Here is a 17,569-nt window from a genome sequence, read left to right on the forward strand (position 1 = left end):
TCGAGCCCGGCGGGTCTACTGCCAGCATCGTTCGGCATACGGTTCTCCCTTGCCGACGTGGGCCAGGGCCTGGGCCGCGTACGGGATCATCGCCTCGGGCAGGGCATCGAGCGCGAACCACTGCCAGCCGGCGCACTTGTCCGGCTCGCGGTTGGTCACCTCACCGGTCCACCGAGATGCCTGGAAGAACAGGGCCAGCCGGCCTTCGTTGGTGCGGTGGTGCATGACGTGAACGAAGCGCACATCACCCTCGGCGAGGGTCACCCCGATTTCCTCGGCGGCTTCCCGGACCACGGCGGCGGTCGCGGACTCGCCCTCCTCCGTGTGGCCACTCGGCAGGTGCCAGCAGCCGTCGGCGTAGCCGGTGTTGCGCCGCAGTCCCAGCAGGATGTCGGTGTCGCGGCGCAGAATCAGGTGGACGTCGATGCACGCCTTGTAGCGAGCCACAGGCTTTCTCCTCATCGTGGGTCGTGACCGAGTGGATCACGGACGGTGCTGGTCCCGGTGGCGGGGGACCGCGATCGACTTCCACAGCCGGCACACCGGGACGATGTCCTCCTCGGTGGCGCAGGAGGCGGAGCCCATGACCACCTCCTCGGCCGGGCAGCCGCCCAGGCAGGCATCCGGCGCCTTACAGCTGCCGCAACTGGGCCGCGTCAACGGTCGGGTGAACAGGTCGAACTCGCTGCGGCCGGTGTTGAGCCGGACGTGCCCGTCGTCGGCGACCTGCACCAGGTTGAGGTCGGTGTCGAACAGATAGCTACAGACGTAGCCGCGGCCGTCCGGGAAGATGCTCATGCGGTCGAGGGTGCGGCCGATGCAGCCCCGGTAGCCGGCGGCGGCGAACTCCGCGATCCGTTCCCGGCGGGCGTAGGTGGGCTGGTAGGACACCCGCGTCCGGTAGCGCGGGGCGATCTGCTCCAGATGTTCGTAAAACTCGATCCACTCCCGCGGCGGCATCGCCGCGCTCGCCGCCGCGGCGCCGTGCCCGATGGTGGAGAAGACGTGGAACTTCACCAGCGACACGTGCATCTGGTCGGCCAGGTCCAGCAGCCGCAGACAGTCCCGGGCGTTGATCGTGTTGACCGTGCAGATGATCCGGGTATCGAAGCCCCGCTCGGCCAGCTCGGCGATGTTGAGCATGGTCTCGGCGAAGCAGCCCGTTCCGCGCACCCGGTCGTGGGTGTCCGGTGAGCCGCCGTCCACGGAGACCTGCACATAGGCGAACTCGCTCGGGGCGAGTGTGCGGAGTTTGCGGATCGCCGGGTTCAGGCCGTTGGTGGTGGTGATGACGTGCTCGTAGCCCAGCGCGTTGGCGTACCGGATTGCGTCGACGAAGCGCGGGTGCAGCGTGGGTTCCCCGCCCAGCAGCGTGACCTTGGCACTGCCCATCTGCCGCCACGTCCTCAAGGTGCGGGTGAGGGTCTCCCACGACATCTTCCGCGCCTCCTCCAGCCGCTCGCCCATGTAGCAGTGCGCGCAGCGCAGTTGGCAGGCGGTGGTGAGGTAGACGTAGAGATTCCGGAACCGGCCGTAGGGCAGCCGGTCGATCCGGTGCGGGTCGGGCTCGTGGGCGCGGGCCGGCATCGTGGCAAACCCGTAGGCATCCGGCGGCGCGGCGGGTCTGCCGATCGTGGGTGTGGGTAACGGAACGGGCGACACAACCATCCTCCTTGAGAACTCACAGATGTGCGGGCGAGATCACCGGGCCGCCCGGAGTGGAAACCGACAGGGACTTCGCTGCCGTGAGTACCCGGTCCCGGCACGCCTCCGGGCCGTCTTCCACCGTGATCACCTGGTGCGGCACCCCGAGCCGGTGCGCCATGGACCGGATCAGCGGCGCCCGCACCCGATACCGGTGCAGCCGGTCTTGAAACCGGTCGGTGGCGTCCGAGTGGCGGCGCACCAGGGGATGCCGGCAGCGTGCGCACCGCTCGGGATCCTGCGGATGGCGCGGGGCCGGTCGGCGGGGATCGGGCTCGCACACCGCGCAGACCCGCCGCCCCTGGGCCCGCTGCTCACACGTCCGATCACTCGCGTCGAGTGCCAGCACCCCCACGGGCAGGCCCGCGGCCAGGGCGCACAGCATGTGCAGCTGGCGCGCTGAGCCGGGAAAGCCTTCCAGCACCACCAAGCCACTCGGGCGACGCCCTCGCAGGAACGCGGCGAGCAGCACCTCCACCGTGAGATCCGGCAGCCACCCCAAGGGATCGGTGGTGCGGAACAAGTGCGTGGCCCCGGGGTGGGCGCGCTGGTAGGCGGCAGCCGCCTCCCGCAGCCGCCACACCCGCGCACCGAGCCGCCGGGTCAGCACACCGGTCGCGGTGGACTTCCCCACGCCCGGCGGCCCCACCACCGCCACCAACCGCAGCGGCGTGGCGGCCGTCCCCTCGCGTGTGGAGCTACTCATGCGTGGCCTCCCTCGCCCGGCTCCTGATCGCGCTACGCCCCGTAGGCCGGCAGGCTGACCTCGATCACCGGGACGTCGAGCCGTGCGCGCAGCCGGTCCCCGCACGAGATGCACTCGCGCCACAGACGCGCGGGATGCTCCAGCGGATAGCGCCGGGCCGGCAGCTGCGGGCCGCACACCAGCGCCACCGGCTCCCCATCCGGCCGCACCGGACCGAGGTAAACGTGACGGGCCGGCACATCGCCGACCACGGCCGGCTGCCAGGTGTACGTCCTCCACTCCAGACCGTCACCCACGACGTACCCCTCGGACGTCGCGGTGCGGACCAGCCGAGGCCACCCCCATAGCCCACAACACCGGCACGTACACCGCCATCGCGATCGGCATGACCGCGTCCCGCTCCGATCGATACTCGGTGCGCATGTCCCTCGCCCCCGGTCGTCGAGGCGGTGGCGCCGAGGAGGTCGGGGAAACACCCGGCGCCACCGCCGCCCAGGCCGGTCCGGTGCTCGAACGCCCTCGGGGCAGGCGGAGAACCAAGCCGGCGATCTCGGTGGTGCGGGTCACAGGGTTCTCGGGGTGGGTGGGGGTGGGTCAGGGGGTGGGCGGAAACGCCCACTCGCCCGATCGAGTCATTCCTGCCGGTCCGGCTAGCGTCGACCGGCATGAGGTCGGAACAACTCGGTGCGGCGCTACGCCGAGAGCGGGACAGAGCCGGGTACTCCCAAAAAGACCTGGCACGACTGCTGGGCTGCCACCGGTCCACGATCTCCCACATCGAGTCCGGCGACCACGGCGCCGCCGAAGACTTCTGGATCCAGGCTGATCAGGTGTGCCGCTCCGGGGGTGTCCTGCTGGCCGCCTACCAGCGGCTGGTCAGCATCAGCGGCGACGTCTCCCCGGTCACCGGACGCCCTGAGCCACTGGATTCGGCCTGGGTTGAGGGCCTGCACCACCGCATCCGAACCCTGGTCGAGCTGGACACCAGTCTCGGCGGAGACCACACCGCGCCCCTCGCCGTGCACGCGGTCAACATCGCCACACAGCAGGTTGCCACCTGCCCGCCCCGGCCCGGCCTGGAACGCGACGTCCACGCCGCCCTCGGGGAACTGGCCGAGGTTGCCGGCTGGTTGTGCTACGACGCCCACCGTCACAAGGACGTACATCGACTGAACAAGCAGGCCCGGCATCACTTGTCCCTCGCCGGAGACACCAGCCTCGATCTGCTGGTGCTCCAGAACATCGCGATGCACGCCACCCACCTGCGCCGAGGCGAACAGGCCCTCGCCATCACCAACCGGGTACTGCAGACTCGGAACTTGTCCCCGCGGCTGCACTGCCTGTGGCGACTGCGAGAGGCACGGGCACGTGCCGTCGCTGGCGATGTGGACGGGGCCTGGAAAGCCTGGCACCAGGTACAGGCCCTCCACGACGACGGGACACGCGAGTCCGACCCGGCGTGGGCATGGTGGATCAGCGACCGCGAGTTGGCGGGCCACCACGGGATGATCGCCGCCGACTGCGGAGACTGGGACACCGCCATCACCGTCACCCAACACTCCCTCGAGATCACCCCACCCGCGGAGCGTGTTCGCCACTACATTCACCGCGCCCACCTGTTCCGGATGCAGGTCAACGCCCAAGCATGGCGGGACGCGGAAGACACGCTGCAACAAGTGATCCCGCTGGGCGCCGAAGTAGGATCCTCCCGCGGGTTAGCTACGGTGCGGCGAGCACTCGATACCGCGCACGCCAGCGGCGACCCCAAAGCCCGCGACCTCGCCACCACCGTGGTGTAGAAGCTTCCGACACCCGGGTCTACTCGTGCTCCACGTCGATCCCATACGACTCCCGCAGCTGGGCGCCATCGCTCAGCGCGGCTGCCGGGCCGTCATCGGCGGGCCCACCAAGCGCATCGTCACGTCAGTTCGGCCTGGTAGTTCAGCCCGACACCGTGCGTCCAGGATGGTGGCAAGGTTCAGGTCCGTGGCCGTCGGCGGCCCTCCGTGGTCGCTGACCGGCACCAGCCCAGCACTCCTCGGCTTCGGCTTCGGCTTCGGCTTCGGCTTCGGAGGGGAGGATGTCAGCCAGAAGCTCGTCGGCAGCCTCGGCGTCACCGCTGTTGCCCGGGGTCGACGGTGCAGATGTTCCGCTCTGGGGCAACCCTGCGGGCGATTCGGACGACGCCGTCGACGTCCTCGAGGTCTTGGCCGGTAACAGTGGCAAGCCCCGCTGATGGACGCCACCGAAACTCGGGTTCGTCGGCCCACGGGCAGGCGCGCGGACCGCCACCAGTTCATTTCCGGCAAGTCCCGCACCAACGCCATGAAAGCCCTGGTCATCACCGACGCCCACGGACGGTTGCTGTTCTGCGGGACGCTGATGTCGGGGCAGCACCCCCGACATCACCCAAGCCCGGCAGGCTGGCCGGGTCGACTGGCTCGAGCACACCTGCGGGGTGGAGATCCTCACCGACGCCGGACCAAGGACTCGGAGCACAGACCGCCGGCCAGGTCGTCACGCCCACCGTGAGGTACCACAAGAAACGACGGGAACGCATGCCCGGCATCACGAAGGCTTCGTGCCACGCAACGGAAATCCCACGTTGCCCGGCGAATCCGCGCCGAGCATGCCATCGCTCACCTGAAGAACTGGCGAGCCCTGACCCACCACCACAGCCGACGCGACACCCTGCCGGCGTCACCATCCGCGCCGTCGCCGGCCGACTCTCCGACCACCAACACACCCACCACCCACGGCAGCCGATCGCGGCCTCACCGCATGCCGAGCCATGTGAACCCACAACCAGGCGTCAGGCCATCACGTCCATTCACCAACCACGCATGAGGACGTAGCGTCCCTTCTGTTCGCGGGTGAGCTTGATCGTGGCACCGTCGGTGACGTCGATGAACGCACGGACTTGGTCGTAGACGGCGGTCGCGGCCTGGCGCCCCCACTCCGGCGTCTCGTCCCACGGTGCGACGTAGGACGGCTTGGGATCGCCGGGGAAGTGGGTGGTGACGCCGGTGGTCCAGGCGTCCCGAACAATGCGAGCCCGCTCGTCGATGCTGGTCACAGGGTGTTTCTCCTGGTAGTCAGTCGACATGGGCGCGGGTCGCGAAGTCGCGCAGCCCCGGCAACATGGGTCCGGAGGACCGGAGGTCGCGGACGAGCCGATGTGCCCAGGGGCGGAGCCGAACCTCCTGGGGGGCTTCGTGTTCGGCCGCCAGGAGAGCGCGGAACGCGGGCTCCCGTTTATCCCAGGCGGCGTAGGTGAGCGCGACGTCCTGGTAGTAGCGGACACGACGCTCGGTCACACCGATTCCACTGGGGAGCACGGTGCGTGCAGTGTTGATGGCCGTGCCGTAGTCCCCGAGCTGGCGGTGGACGCTGATTTCATACAGCCGGAGGTAGCGTGCGTCCACGGTCGACGGGGTCGTCGTTGCCCCGCCGAGTTGACGGGCCGGCTGGCGTTGCAGTGTGGCGGACGCTTCGGTGTGCAGGTCGAGTGCGGCCGAACGGCGTCCGGCAACCGCAGCGGTGTAGGCGCCGGTTTCCAGCAGCATGGCGTAGGCGCTGGTCTGTGCCCGGTTCTTGAGGCCAGTGTCCGATTCCAACCTGACCGCAGTGTTGATGACGAGCTGTTCGGCCTGCCGGTCCTGGCCGTAACGGCGCAGCGCGACCGCCCCCATTTGGGCGGCCTCGGCTTCCATTAGTAGGTCGCCTGATGCGCGGGCGGCGGCCATGGCGTCCTCAGCGAGACCGAGGGCGAAGCCGTCTGCTCGGTCAGCATCGAGACGCAGCGCCAGCCAGGAAGCGTGCCGATACGCGGCAGAGGTGAGGGCGTCCACGGTGCAGTGCTGATCTGAACTGACAGCGGCGCGAGTGGCATGGGCGGTGCGGATCAGGTGCGGCAACGCTCGGCCGAGCTCGCGGTACCGACACGCCAGATAGTCCGCCTGCGCTGCCTCCACCATGGCCCGGAGAGCCGGCACCGACGCGGGAGGAGCAGCAGCTTGAGCACGTCCCACGCCAAGTAGGGCGCCACCAGTGACACCAACCAACCCTGCCAGCAGCTCACGTCGCAGCACGCGATCACCGTCGCTTCCGTCGGCACTCCACGATGCCAGCTCAGTATCCCTCTGGCTCCGGGTCAAGGCTTGACGGTCGTGCTCATGACGATAGACGGCGAGTAGTTTCCCGCCTGCCCCACACACCTGGTCCGCAAGGGCCCAGAAGTGTTCTGCTGCGCCGTGGTCGCCCTGCTCAACATGGACGACGGACGTACGGGAGTAGTTGATTTGTCTGGCCAGCTCCGTCTGGCTGATGCCGGCGCTTTCTCGAGCTCGGCGAAGCGCCGCGCCCAGCCGGAAATACCGGGAGCTGCCTGACTTCATGTCCAGGCACGGTAGCCGTTCCAGTCGCGTCACACGATCGGTCGTGTGGGCGTTCCTTCCACATCTCTTACCCACACCTGCCCACGCTGAGTTGCCTCGGACCCGCACCACCCGCGAGGAACGCTGCGTCTGGTTCTCCCCAACGTTTCACCCCGGGCGCAGACTCCACGCTCCCCCGCGCGTCACCCCGTCTGCTCGCACTCACCGCCGGGCGGGGATGGCGCGCCCCCACTCTTCGACTGCCGGGACAAACTCATGACTACCGTGTTGATCCTCATCGTTGTTGTCGCGCTCGGGCTCGGCCTACTTGCGTGGTGGGAAACCAGCGACGATTTGGACGAGTCGCCCCAGCCCGTCGTCCACACCATCTCCAGCCCGACTCCGTCCGTCGATGTGGAGGCCACCGACCTGATCCCCAAGGTCGGCCCGGTCCGCCCCTATGTCGGGAGCCAGTGGTGACCGGCAACGACCTGGTGCCCTGCTGTTGGACCCCGCACGACGGCGAACGTCACGCCTACCGCGGCGACCCCCGCGGCCACGGCGTGACTGTGATGTCGTTGTGCTGCCGGGTGATCGTGATCCGCCACTACCCGCCCACCGCTAAGGAACGGCATTGGCCCGAGTGCCGTGACTGTGCCCATCGTGCCCGTGACCTGGTCGCAGAACACGAGATGCGCGGGCTGATCAGATCGATCGACGTCGAGTTGCCCGCCTTCGGGCTTGATGGTGGTCACCTGGCCGGCGGCTGTCGACCGGCTTCACCACGGTGACCATCGGATGGAAACCCGGTAAAGGAAGGAGATTCTGGTGTACGCAACCGACACCGGTAACGACGTTCTCGCTCTTGATCTGCGCGTCATCGCCGACAGGCCCGGTGACTCCGGAGTGCCGTGCGACACCAACGACGGCTGCGATCCCACCTGCGCATCGTCCTGCGTCAGCAGTTGACCCTCTGCGCTGGGCCGGGGGCTGGGACATACCCCGGCCCCCGGGTCTGCCTCGATTCCCGTCACGGTTGGAGGAGAAGGATGTGCGCGCAGAACACGCGGCTGTACCGGAGCCTCGGGGTGGGGCTGCTGCGCGCCACCGCCGCGCCGTTGACCGACGTGCCCGAGGCGTCACCTGAACTGACTGACACCGCCTCGTGTCGCATCTGGTTGGGAGAGGTGTGGTGCCGGCCCGGTTTCACTGAGGCCATCGAGCAGGCCAGCCCTTCCCTCGCTAGCCGCGTGGAGGCCATCCTCGACGGCAGCGGGACGGACAGCAAGCAGATTCGCCGCGCCACCATCGCCGTCTTGCGTTATCTGCTGCGGGCGGTCAGCCGGCCCACCCCGTTCGGCCTGTTTGCCGGCGTGGCCCCGGCCGTGGTCGGGAGCACTGCCGGGGTGTGGTGGGGTGACGGCCACCGGGTTGGTGCGCGGCCGGACACCGAGTGGCTGGCCGAGGTCATCGCCGGCCTGGAGGCGGTGCCCGATCTGCTGGAACGCCTGGACGTGGTATGGAGCGATCTGGTTGTGCGCCGGGGTGACCGCCTGGAGGTGCCGCAGGGACCGAACCGGGCCAGCATCCGCAACACCAGCGCGGTCGCAGCGGTCGCCGACATCGCAGCGGCGCCCATCCCCTTCGGCGATCTGGCCGACAAGCTCACCCAGGTTGTGCCTGGCATCAACGTGTCGCGGGTCCGGGGAATGCTCACCGAACTGGTGCGGCAGGGCTACCTCATCACCGCCCTGCACGCCCCGTTCACGGTCACCGATCCCCTCACCCACGTGCTGAACCGGCTCCGGGTGGCCGGGGCGGAGAACCTTCCTTCGGTCGTGCCCCTGCTGCGCGACCTGGAAGCGGTGCGGGCCGAGCTCCACCGCCACAACCACCCCGCGACCGGTCATGTCGAGCGGCGGCAGGCGCGCACGGCGGTGACGCGGCGACTTTCCTCGGCCGGGCGTATTCCGCTCGCAATTCACCTGCTGCTCGATTGCCACGTGCAGGTCCCCTACCGGGTGGCACGCGAGATGGAACAGGCCGCGAGCGTGCTGCTGCGCCTGACCCGACACCCGCACGGCGACCCCGCGTGGCGGGACTACCACGCCGCCTTCCTCGACCGGTATGGGGTCGGCGCGCTGGTGCCGCTGGTCGAGGTCGCCAACCCGGATGCAGGGCTCGGCTTCCCGGCTGGGTATCCCGGCAGCCTCTTTCACCTACCACCGGGCGGGCTAATGAAGCGGGACGAGCGGCTGCTCGCGTTGGCTTGGCAGACCGTTATCGACGGTAGCCGAGAAGTCGTCCTCTCCGAGGAGCAGGTCCGTGGTCTGGCCGCCGAGGGGTTCGACGAGCAGCGCATCCCACCGCACGTCGAGCTGTCCGCTCGCATCCACGCCCCAAGCACGGCGGCGGCGGAGCGCGGGGACTTCGTGCTCACGGTCGCGCCCGGTCGTGCCGCCGGCACCCTGACCGGGCGCTTCGCCCCGCTGCTGCCTACCTCGGCTCTGGCGGAGGCATATCGGGCGCTGCCGACCGCGACCGAGGGGGCATTGTCGGTGCAGTTGTCGTTTCCGCCCGCGTATCCGCACGCCGAGAACGTTGCCCGCGTTCCCGCCTATCTCGATCACGTGCTTCCGGTGGGCGAACACCGGGGCCTGGACGACCAGGAGAAGGTGATCAGTGTCGGGGATCTGGCCGTCACCGCCACCCGCGACCGCCTGCACGCGGTCAGCCTCTCGCGTCGGCGGGTGGTGGAGCCGCAGGTGTTCCACGCGCTCGCCTTGGACAAGCAGCCCCCGCCCCTGGCGCGGTTCCTGGCGCACCTGCCCCGCGCCTCCGTGGCGGCGTGGCACGAGTTCGACTGGGGACCGGGAGCGCAACGATTGCCGTTCCTACCTCGGGTGCGCTATCAGCGCAGCATCCTGTCCCCGGCGCGGTGGCGGCTCACCACCAGTGACCTTCCCTCGGGCGCTGACGGTCAGGATGCGTGGCGGCGGGCTCTGGATTCCTGGCGGCACCGCTGGGGCTGCCCCACGCTGGTGGAACTCCGGGACGCCGACCGCACGCTCCGCCTAGACCTCGACGAGCCCGCGCACCTCGCCATCCTGCGCGCCCATCTGGCCCGGCACGAACACGTCCTACTCACCGAAGCAGCCCCGGCCGGCGAGTTCGGCTGGGGCCACGGCCACGCCCACCAGGTGGTGTTCCCCCTTGCCACCGTCCGCGGGCCCGCGCCCAACCCGTTGCGCGGCTCGCTGCCCGTACTGGGCAACGCACACGGGCAGCTCCCGGGATCGGCGGGGACGGAGTGGTTCCACGCGAAGTTGTTCACCCATCCCGAGCGGATGGACGAGATCCTCACCGCCCATCTCCCGGAGCTCCTCGAAAGCCTGGGTAATCCGTCCTGGTGGTTCGTGCGCTACCGCAGCCCCCACGAGGCTAATCATCTCCGGTTACGCCTCCACGTCCCGCACCGTGATCACTACGCTGCCTGTGCGGTGAATGTGGGGGACTGGGCACAGTGGATGCGAGAGAAGGGCATTCTCGCGCGCCTGGTGATCGACACCTACGTCCCGGAGACGGGCCGCTACGGGGCTATGCGCGCCGCCGAGCAGGCGTTCGCCGCCGACTCCCGTGCCGTGGCGACCGGCCTGCGGCATCTGTCCTCCGTTGACTCGACCGCGTTGGTGGCGGCGGGCATGGTGCACGTCGCCCAAGGCTTCTTCGGGGAGGTCGACGGGATGTGCTGGTTGCTGGCCCGGCCCGCTTCCAATGCCCCACCCGTGGACCGGACGGTCACCGAGCAGGCGATCCGGCTCGCCGTAGGCGGCGGACGGCGGGAGTTGCCCGGGAGGGGTGAAGACGTCGACGGCACCTGGCAGGCCCGCACCGCCGCTCTGGCTACCTACCGCGCCCAGCTCCCTGCGGGCGCGGACCTCGACACCATCGTGGAGTCCCTGCTGCACCTGCACCACAACCGGGCCCACGGCATCGACCCCGACCACGAACGCACCTGCCGGCGGTTAGCCCGACAGGCCGCGCTGACCTGGCGTGCCCGGCAGGCGGGAGGCGACTGGTGAACAGCCCCGTCCTCACTCCCCCGGCCGATCCTTCTCCAGGGTGGGGCCAGTCGTTGGGCACTGGCGCGGCCGGCATCGTCTTACTTGCCAACGAGCAGGCCCACGCCGGCATCGCCGGGTGGGACACAGTTCACCAGTGGGCCAAAGTCATGACCCGCGAACCCGTCACCACCCATCCCGACGCCTGCGGCTTGTTCCGCGGCGCGCCGGCCGTCGCGTTTGTCCTTCACACCACCGGCCGCATCGGCTACGCCGCCGAGTTGGAGATCCTCGACCGCCATATCGCCACGCTCGTCCAGCAGCGCCTGGAGCGTGCCCACGCCCGTATCGACCACGGCCGATTGCCGTCCCTGCGGGAGTATGACCTGATCAGCGGGTTGACCGGGCTCGGCGTCTCCCTGTTGCACCGGCACGGCGAACACGAGCTGCTATGCGACGTCCTAGCCTACCTGGTACGCCTGACCGAACCCGTCACGGTCGACGGCCAGACACTCCCAGGCTGGTGGGCCGACCATGGCCCTGACGATCAGCCGAACGTGGACTGGCCGGGTGGGCACGGCAACCTTGGCCTCGCGCACGGCGTCGCCGGCCCGCTCGCCCTGCTGGCGACCGCCCACCGTCGCGGTATCACCGTCCCCGGCCAGGTTGAGGCGATCGACCGGATCTGCACGTCGCTGGAGGAGTGGCGGTGCGGCCCCAGTTCCCGACCGTGGTGGCCGGGCATGATCTCCCGGCGCGAGTGGCAGGACCGGACCGTCCGTCAGCCTGGGCCGCAGCGGCCGTCCTGGTGCTACGGCACCCCCGGCATCACCCGCGCCCAACAGCTTGCCGCCCGCGCGCTCGGTGACATCGAGCGCCAACGGCGCGCCGAGAACACCCTCGCCGCGTGCCTCACCGATGAGCAGCAGCTCGCCCAGCTCGGCGACGCCTCCCTCTGCCACGGCTGGGCCGGTGCCATCCACACCGCATGGCGCGCAGCCACGGACGCGGGACCGGGCAGCAGGCTCGCCGCGCTGCTGCCGAACCTGCGTAGCCGTTTGGGGGCGTACTTGAACCGGCACGGACTCCCCGGTGGCAGCGGCCTGCTCGACGGTGCTTCCGGTGTCGCCCTGGTGCGCCACCATCTCGCCGTCGACACACCACCCGCCTCCGGATGGGATGTCTGCCTCCTCGTCGCCGGCTGACCAGACCCCCAACCGCACGAAGGGAAACGATGAACAGCACCGTGATGGACTCACCTGACGCGCTGCGCGCCCACCTCGTTGACCAGCTCGTCGCCGAGGGCCGCCTGAGCCCCGGCCGTGTGGAGCAGGCGATGCGTACTGTTCCACGGCACGCCTTTCTCCCGGCCGCGACCATGGAGAAGGCGTACGCCAACCGGGCAGTCACGATCAAGCCTGGCCCGGTAGGGGGGCGCCCGTTGAGCTGTGCGTCCCAGCCCTCGGTCGTGGCGATGATGCTGGAACAGCTCGACCCCCAGCCCGACGATCACGTCCTGGAGGTCGGGGCCGGCACTGGCTACAACGCCGCGCTGCTTGCCGAACTGGTCGATGATCAGGGCACGGTGACCACCCTCGACATCGACCCGGACGTCACCGCCCACGCACAGGCAGCGCTGGCAGCCGCCGGTTACGACCGGGTCCGTGTGGTCACCCGGGATGGTGCTCTCGGCGCGAGCGAACACGCTCCCTTCCAGCGACTCGTGGTCACGGTGGGGCCGTGGGACATCCCGCCGGCCTGGTTCGAGCAGCTCGCCCCAGGGGGCCGGATGGTGGTACCGCTGCGGTGGCGCGGCCAGTCACGCAGCATCGCCTTCACCCGCGAGCACAACCGGCTGCGGTCGACGTCGGTGACGCTGTGCGGCTTCATCTCCATGATCGGTGACGACGGCGAACGCCACGGCACCATCGACGCGGACGGGCACGTGTCCCTGTACTGGGACGCCGACCAAACCATCGACCCGGTCACGCTCTCCGGCATCCTCACCCGCCCGAAGACCGAGACGTGGTCGGGCGTGTCCCTCGGCGCGGGCGAACCCCTCGACGGCATCTGGCTCCGCCTCACCGCCAACGAACCCGGAACCTGCCGCATCACCGCCGAACGCGAAGCCGTCGACGCCGGCCTGTGCACACCCGCCATCCCCGCCCGCAGCCCCGCACTCGTCGACGGAGCAAGCCTGGCCTACCTCACCCTCCGCCACCGCGACGACGCCGAAACCCGCTGGGAACTCGGCGCCACCGGCCACGGCACCGACGGCGCCATGCTCGCCGAACGCCTCTGCACACAGATCCGCAGCTGGAACCTCGACCGCACCGCCCAACCGACCATCACCGCATACCCAGCAGGGACCCCAGACCACGACCTGGCCCCCGGAACGGTCACCGACAAACACCAGATCCGGCTGACAGTTTGCTATGGCTGAGTGAAGTCAGTTGCGATGGTGAGGGCCACTTTGGGGCTGTCCCTTTGCCATACAGGGCGCCGGTGGTTCGGCCTTCCGCATGGAGACGCACGGAACCAGCAGGCGCCCGAGATGGCTCCGGTTGGGGACCACTCGGGCGCCTGGGCGCGAGGTCAGGCAGCCTTCGCGTAGACGATGATGTTGTCGCGGTAGCTGCGTGCGGACGTGTCGAACGCGCCACCGCAGGTGATCAGCCGGAGCTCCGGGCCGGCGGTGTTGCCGTAGACGTCGTCCTCCGGGAACCGGTCCTTGTCAACTTGCTGGGTACGGGTGACAACGAACCTCGACTGGCTGCCGTCGCGGTTGTCCACCAGCACCTCGTCGCCCTTCTTCAGCTCCTTCAGGCGGAAGAAGATGCCGGGCTTGGCGTTGCCGTCGACGTGGCCGACGATGATCGCCGGGCCGGTGTTGCCCGGGATCGGGCTCTCCTTGTACCACGCGGCCTGCATCGGCTGCTCGACCGAGGGGATCTCCATCGAGCCGTCCCGCGTGAGCCCCACCGAGACCAGCGATGACTCCGCGCCGATCTTCGGGATGCGGATCGTGGCGGGCGGGGAGGTCTTCTCGGCGACGGTACTGCCGCTGGCCGCGGGTGCCGGTGCCGTCGCGTCGTGCCCCGAGCCGCAGCCGCCGATCACGAGGAGAGCCGACACGAGCAGGGTGGCCGCGAGACCGCGGCCACCCCAGAGGCGGTACTGACGCATTCGTCAGCCTCGCGTGGTCCCGCCAGCGCCGGTCTCGATCCGACCCTTGGGCCTGATCTTGACCTGCGCGTTGCCGCCGCGCTGCGTGCTCACGTTCCGCTTGGCTGCCTGGGTCCGCGCCTTGGCCTGCGCCTCCTTCGCGCTCGCCGCATCCTGGGCGGGCTTCGGCGCGGTGGTGCCGGGGTCACCCGGCAGCACCTCGAAGGTGTAGGAAAGCTTCTCGTCGCCACACTGGGCGGAGACGGTGTGCTTGCCGGCCGGGGCGGAGTCCTTCACGGACGCGTTCACGGCCCAGGACGCCGCGTGCGGGTAGTAGCCGCCGGAAATCCGCTCCAAAGAGCCGAGGTCCAGCGCGTCCGAGCTGATGTTGGTCGGCCGGCCGTTGTGACCGGCGCGGTCGTCACAGCTGATGTAGACGAAGTACGGCTTGAGCCCCAGGAAGGTGATGCCCTTCTTGGCGGTGGGTGTATCCACCGTGGGCTTGGTGTAGTCGACCAGGCCGATGTGGGGCTTCACCCAGTCGCTCGGCCGGGTCGGCTTCGCCGTGGTCGAGGTCGCTGGCTTCGACGACTCCGCCTTCGTCGTCGTGGTGGCCGTCGGCTTCTCGTCCTGGGTGGGCGAGGGCACGGTGGTGGTCGACACCGGAGCCGTCGTCGGGGCCGAGGTGGTCGACGTCGTGGTCTCGGCCGGGCTGGACGAGGGCTCAGCGATTGCGGTCGGCGCGACGACGGCGGCCACGGTGGTGGCGGCCAGCGCGGCCCCCACCACCGGACCCACAGGTCTTCTCACTGGTGATCTCCATTGGTTTCCATACGCGCTTTCCCCTGGTCAGCGCGACATTGGCATGGCCCCGCTGACGCGGAGGCTCCCTCAGCATGCCCAAGTCGAAGCGGGGAACGGTAACCATAAGCAGGTGACGATCACAACATCGGATGGCCGGGGGTTCGCGTCCCTTATGGGCGCGGACCGACGATCGTGGGGAGCCATGCTCTAGACGTGGATCTCTTGACGAGCGCGCCCGGCTCGATCAACAAGTCCAGCACCGTGGGCGTGTTTCTCCACCAACAGCAAGCTCTGGACGGAATGTTGGAACATGAGAGGCGGAGGTACGGGGGGCCTGGTGGGAGCAGCGGCGCACGATCCTCCGGTGGCCTGGTATTGACAGACAGAGGTCGCTGTCAGCCCGCCCGGTCGGTCGCGCGTTGATCGGCGCTAACGGAGGTTGTGGTACCGCCGCCAGTCTCAGACCCGGATTGGCCTGCTGACCACAGGATGGTGTGGCGCGGTACTGATGAGCAGTGACCCGCCACATCCTCGTTTGATAACGAGCGGGCTTCGGGTCGCGACCGGTAGCGTGGCACCCCGATCGAGGGGGTGCTATGCGCATCGTGCAGCGCTATCGGCCCGGACTTGTTGCTGTGGCGGTCGTTGCGATCACCATCGTGGCGGCACTCGCTATCACCAAGGTTGGCGGTGAGGGGTCAGCGGGAGTGTCCCCGGACACCACCTCACCGCCAGCTGAGTGGACGATCTACGCAGCTTCGATCCAACAGGTCCTGCCAGGACCAGACCCCAACTCAGTCGTCATCCAGGTGGATTTACCGGCAGGTGCTCCGGGGTGTGCCCTTGATCCACGCGTCATCCAACTCCAAGAACTCGACAACACCATCTACGCCAACGTCGTCTTCTCGTCCCATGCCGCCGACACCGCCGGTGCCTGCCCCACCGGGGGCACTACAAGGATGGGACCAGGGTGATCGTCGGCTGGGACGTGACCCTGGTCCTTGTTGTTTTGTTCCTGCTGGTCACCACCTTGTTGACGCCGCAGCGGTGCCACGGCGGTGCGGGCGGCGTGGCGGGCCGCTGTGATGGTCTGCCCGGTGAGGGTGATACGGCAGGTGGCCTGGTTGGTGTGTTTGTTGTAGTGGATTTCCAGTCGTAGCGCCTCAAACAGGGCGCGGGCAAGATCGTCGGAGAGCTCGTCGATCTGGATCTTCGCGACTGGTAGCGCGTCGATCAGGTCGGGGTTGGGTGCGTGCAGGATGCGTTCCTCGACCTCGGCGAGTTGGGACTCGAACTGTTGTTTCTGCGCGCGTAGCTCGGCGCGGCGCTCGTTGATGTCGCGGATGAGGTCCCGGTCGGGGTCATCGACGAGTTCGAGGTTGCGCACGGTTCTTTTGATCTTGGCTTCGGTGTCGGCAATGCTGCGGCGCAGTGCCGCTACTCGCTGCTCGCGTTCCTGGTGGGCGGCGGCATCAAGGATGCGGATACTGGCGTCGAGCAGGTGTCGTCGATAAGCGCCGAAGACGTGATGGGCGAAGAAGGCGTTGAGCTTGTCCACGAGGGCGTCTTCACGAACGAAGATACTCACCGGGTGTTCCTTGGGGACATAGTCCCTCTTGGGGGCGCATACGTAGTAGGCGTGCTGGTGGCGGGTTTTGCCGAACATGCGGCGTCCGCACAAGTCGCAGAACAGGTAGGTGCGCAGCCGGTAGACGCGCTTGGTCTGCGGGTGGTTGACGTTGGCACCTGCGGCGCTGCGGGAGCCGAAGCGATGACCGCTGACCTGTTGGACTTGGATGTAGGTGTCGAGGCTGACCAGTGCCTCGTGGACGGGCTCGGGCGACCAGATCCACTCGGAGACGGGGTTGAGCGTGTTGCCGCCGGTCTTGCGGGCGTGCCGGTTCCACACCATGTGCCCGGTGTGTTTGGGGTTGCTGAGGATGTCGCGGACGTTGGAGTAGGTCCAACGGCCGATCGCCCGGCTCGGGTCGACCGGTGTGGGCGGCGGGTTGCTGGCAGGGTCGAGGTTGAGCCGGTCAGCGATAGCTTGGTAGCCCAAGCGTTCCTCAAGCCGCCACGTGAAAATCTTCTTCACCACGGGGGCTTGGAGGGGGTCAGGCTCGAGGAACGTCTTCTTCTGGCCCTTGGCGCGTTTGGCCGGGACAGGGTGCGGGACGCGTTTGGCACGGTAGCCGTAGCAGGGCTTACCGACGTTGTAGCCCTCCTCGGTGTGCACGGCGAACCCGTCCCAGGACTTCTCCAGCATCTCCACGACGTAGAACTCGGAGATGCCCTGTTTGACCCGGCGGGTGAGCAACTGCGTGGCGATCTTGGCCTTGCGACCGTTCTGTGCGAGTTGGAACGGTTCGTCCGCGGCCAGCAGCCGCACCCCGGCGCGTTCGAGGCGGTTCTCGATGTCGGTGGCGATATAAGTGCGGCGGGCGATGCGGTCGATGGACTCACAGATCACGTAGTCGAAACGCCGATCCGGGCGTTCGGCCTCGGCCAGCAAGTCCTGAATGCCTCCATCGCGCGGGATGGGGATCTGGAACTGCTCGTGCGCGCTACCGCGCCCGCGGGCGGCGAGGTCCTTGCGGCCGGACTCAATGTCATAGAAGTGCGCCACAATCAGCGCGTTGTCGGGCAGCACCATCTGCGAGGCACGCAACTGGCGAGGCAGCGAGAGGGTCGGGTCCTGCTGGTCGTAGGTCGAGGTCCGCCCCGCCCACGCCACACGGATCAGCGACACGCTC

The 17,569-nt window shown here is 68.7% G+C and carries 16 protein-coding genes and 1 pseudogene; 7 read left to right on the forward strand and 10 right to left on the reverse strand.

Going from position 1 to position 17,569, the window contains the following annotated elements; translation table 11 throughout:
* Positions 1–15 precede the first annotated feature (15 nt).
* From IEY55_RS21045 to IEY55_RS21060, 4 genes are read right to left on the reverse strand one after another with little or no spacing between them, the layout of a single operon-like run.
* Positions 16–447 carry an NUDIX hydrolase gene (locus IEY55_RS21045; protein ID WP_189060239.1) on the reverse strand — a complete coding sequence of 144 codons (432 nt, stop codon included), beginning with the start codon at positions 445–447 and terminating at the stop codon, positions 16–18.
* A gap of 36 nt (positions 448–483) precedes the next feature.
* Positions 484–1,662: a radical SAM/SPASM domain-containing protein gene (locus tag IEY55_RS21050; RefSeq protein WP_189060240.1), complete on the reverse strand. Its 1,179-nt coding sequence runs from the start codon at positions 1,660–1,662 to the stop codon at positions 484–486.
* A 19-nt stretch (positions 1,663–1,681) separates the two neighbouring features.
* On the reverse strand, positions 1,682–2,410 hold the full coding sequence (locus IEY55_RS21055) for an AAA family ATPase (RefSeq protein WP_189060241.1): 729 nt from the start codon (positions 2,408–2,410) through the stop codon (positions 1,682–1,684).
* Between the two features lie 32 nt (positions 2,411–2,442).
* On the reverse strand, positions 2,443–2,706 hold the full coding sequence (locus tag IEY55_RS21060) for a hypothetical protein (protein WP_189060242.1): 264 nt from the start codon (positions 2,704–2,706) through the stop codon (positions 2,443–2,445).
* A 369-nt stretch (positions 2,707–3,075) separates the two neighbouring features.
* Between IEY55_RS21060 and IEY55_RS21065 the strand changes: the two genes are divergently transcribed.
* The gene (locus tag IEY55_RS21065; protein ID WP_189060243.1) at positions 3,076–4,209 is read left to right on the forward strand and encodes a helix-turn-helix transcriptional regulator; all 1,134 of its coding nucleotides are present in this window, start codon (positions 3,076–3,078) and stop codon (positions 4,207–4,209) included.
* A 1,031-nt stretch (positions 4,210–5,240) separates the two neighbouring features.
* Here IEY55_RS21065 and IEY55_RS21070 read toward each other — a convergent pair.
* The 3 genes and pseudogenes from IEY55_RS21070 to IEY55_RS33055 all read right to left on the reverse strand — a co-directional run.
* Positions 5,241–5,486: a hypothetical protein gene (locus IEY55_RS21070; protein ID WP_189060244.1), complete on the reverse strand. Its 246-nt coding sequence runs from the start codon at positions 5,484–5,486 to the stop codon at positions 5,241–5,243.
* Positions 5,487–5,505: 19 nt separating this feature from the next.
* Positions 5,506–6,501, reverse strand: a complete 996-nt coding sequence (locus IEY55_RS21075; RefSeq protein ID WP_229686597.1) for a hypothetical protein — start codon at positions 6,499–6,501, stop codon at positions 5,506–5,508.
* A 111-nt stretch (positions 6,502–6,612) separates the two neighbouring features.
* Positions 6,613–6,807, reverse strand: a pseudogene (locus IEY55_RS33055) (helix-turn-helix domain-containing protein); the annotation flags it as partial.
* 255 nt (positions 6,808–7,062) lie between these two features.
* Here IEY55_RS33055 and IEY55_RS21080 point away from each other — a divergent pair.
* The 6 genes from IEY55_RS21080 to fxlM all read left to right on the forward strand — a co-directional run bounded on the left by IEY55_RS21080 (position 7,063) and on the right by fxlM (position 13,290).
* On the forward strand, positions 7,063–7,266 hold the full coding sequence (locus tag IEY55_RS21080; protein WP_189060246.1) for a hypothetical protein: 204 nt from the start codon (positions 7,063–7,065) through the stop codon (positions 7,264–7,266).
* Complete coding sequence (locus IEY55_RS21085) at positions 7,263–7,577, forward strand: hypothetical protein (RefSeq protein WP_189060247.1); 315 nt, start codon at positions 7,263–7,265, stop codon at positions 7,575–7,577. The genes IEY55_RS21080 and IEY55_RS21085 overlap by 4 nt, the downstream gene beginning before the upstream one ends.
* A 37-nt stretch (positions 7,578–7,614) precedes the next feature.
* Positions 7,615–7,755, forward strand: coding sequence for an FxLD family lanthipeptide (locus IEY55_RS21090; RefSeq protein WP_189060248.1), 141 nt, complete (start codon positions 7,615–7,617; stop codon positions 7,753–7,755).
* An 80-nt stretch (positions 7,756–7,835) separates the two neighbouring features.
* On the forward strand, positions 7,836–10,868 hold the full coding sequence (locus IEY55_RS21095) for a lantibiotic dehydratase (RefSeq protein WP_189060249.1): 3,033 nt from the start codon (positions 7,836–7,838) through the stop codon (positions 10,866–10,868).
* 53 nt (positions 10,869–10,921) lie between these two features.
* Complete coding sequence (locus tag IEY55_RS21100; protein WP_229686598.1) at positions 10,922–12,052, forward strand: lanthionine synthetase C family protein; 1,131 nt, start codon at positions 10,922–10,924, stop codon at positions 12,050–12,052.
* A 29-nt stretch (positions 12,053–12,081) separates the two neighbouring features.
* Positions 12,082–13,290, forward strand: a complete 1,209-nt coding sequence (fxlM, locus tag IEY55_RS21105; protein WP_189060251.1) for a methyltransferase, FxLD system — start codon at positions 12,082–12,084, stop codon at positions 13,288–13,290.
* A 152-nt stretch (positions 13,291–13,442) separates the two neighbouring features.
* On the opposite strand, the gene IEY55_RS21110 is transcribed toward fxlM, so the two are convergent.
* The 3 genes from IEY55_RS21110 to IEY55_RS21120 form a co-directional block, all read right to left on the reverse strand.
* Entirely contained in the window at positions 13,443–14,033 is a 591-nt protein-coding gene (locus IEY55_RS21110; RefSeq protein ID WP_189060252.1) for a class F sortase, read from the reverse strand.
* Between the two features lie 3 nt (positions 14,034–14,036).
* The gene (locus IEY55_RS21115; RefSeq protein ID WP_189060253.1) at positions 14,037–14,822 is read right to left on the reverse strand and encodes a hypothetical protein; all 786 of its coding nucleotides are present in this window, start codon (positions 14,820–14,822) and stop codon (positions 14,037–14,039) included.
* An 880-nt stretch (positions 14,823–15,702) separates the two neighbouring features.
* A complete protein-coding gene (locus IEY55_RS21120) occupies positions 15,703–17,565 on the reverse strand; it encodes a recombinase family protein (protein WP_189060254.1) in 1,863 nt (620 codons plus the stop codon).
* Positions 17,566–17,569: the final 4 nt, after the last annotated feature.

Origin of the sequence: Longimycelium tulufanense, from assembly GCF_014645795.1 — a bacterium.
GTDB lineage: Bacteria > Actinomycetota > Actinomycetes > Mycobacteriales > Pseudonocardiaceae > Longimycelium > Longimycelium tulufanense.

Coding starts and splice junctions, on each gene's coding strand:
- IEY55_RS21055 (WP_189060241.1), bottom strand. CDS start 2,410: ATGAGTAGCTCCACACGCGAGGGGACGGCCGCCACGCCGCTGCGGTTG.
- IEY55_RS21065 (WP_189060243.1), top strand. CDS start 3,076: ATGAGGTCGGAACAACTCGGTGCGGCGCTACGCCGAGAGCGGGACAGA.
- IEY55_RS21080 (WP_189060246.1), top strand. CDS start 7,063: ATGACTACCGTGTTGATCCTCATCGTTGTTGTCGCGCTCGGGCTCGGC.
- IEY55_RS21095 (WP_189060249.1), top strand. CDS start 7,836: ATGTGCGCGCAGAACACGCGGCTGTACCGGAGCCTCGGGGTGGGGCTG.
- fxlM (WP_189060251.1), top strand. CDS start 12,082: ATGAACAGCACCGTGATGGACTCACCTGACGCGCTGCGCGCCCACCTC.
- IEY55_RS21110 (WP_189060252.1), bottom strand. CDS start 14,033: ATGCGTCAGTACCGCCTCTGGGGTGGCCGCGGTCTCGCGGCCACCCTG.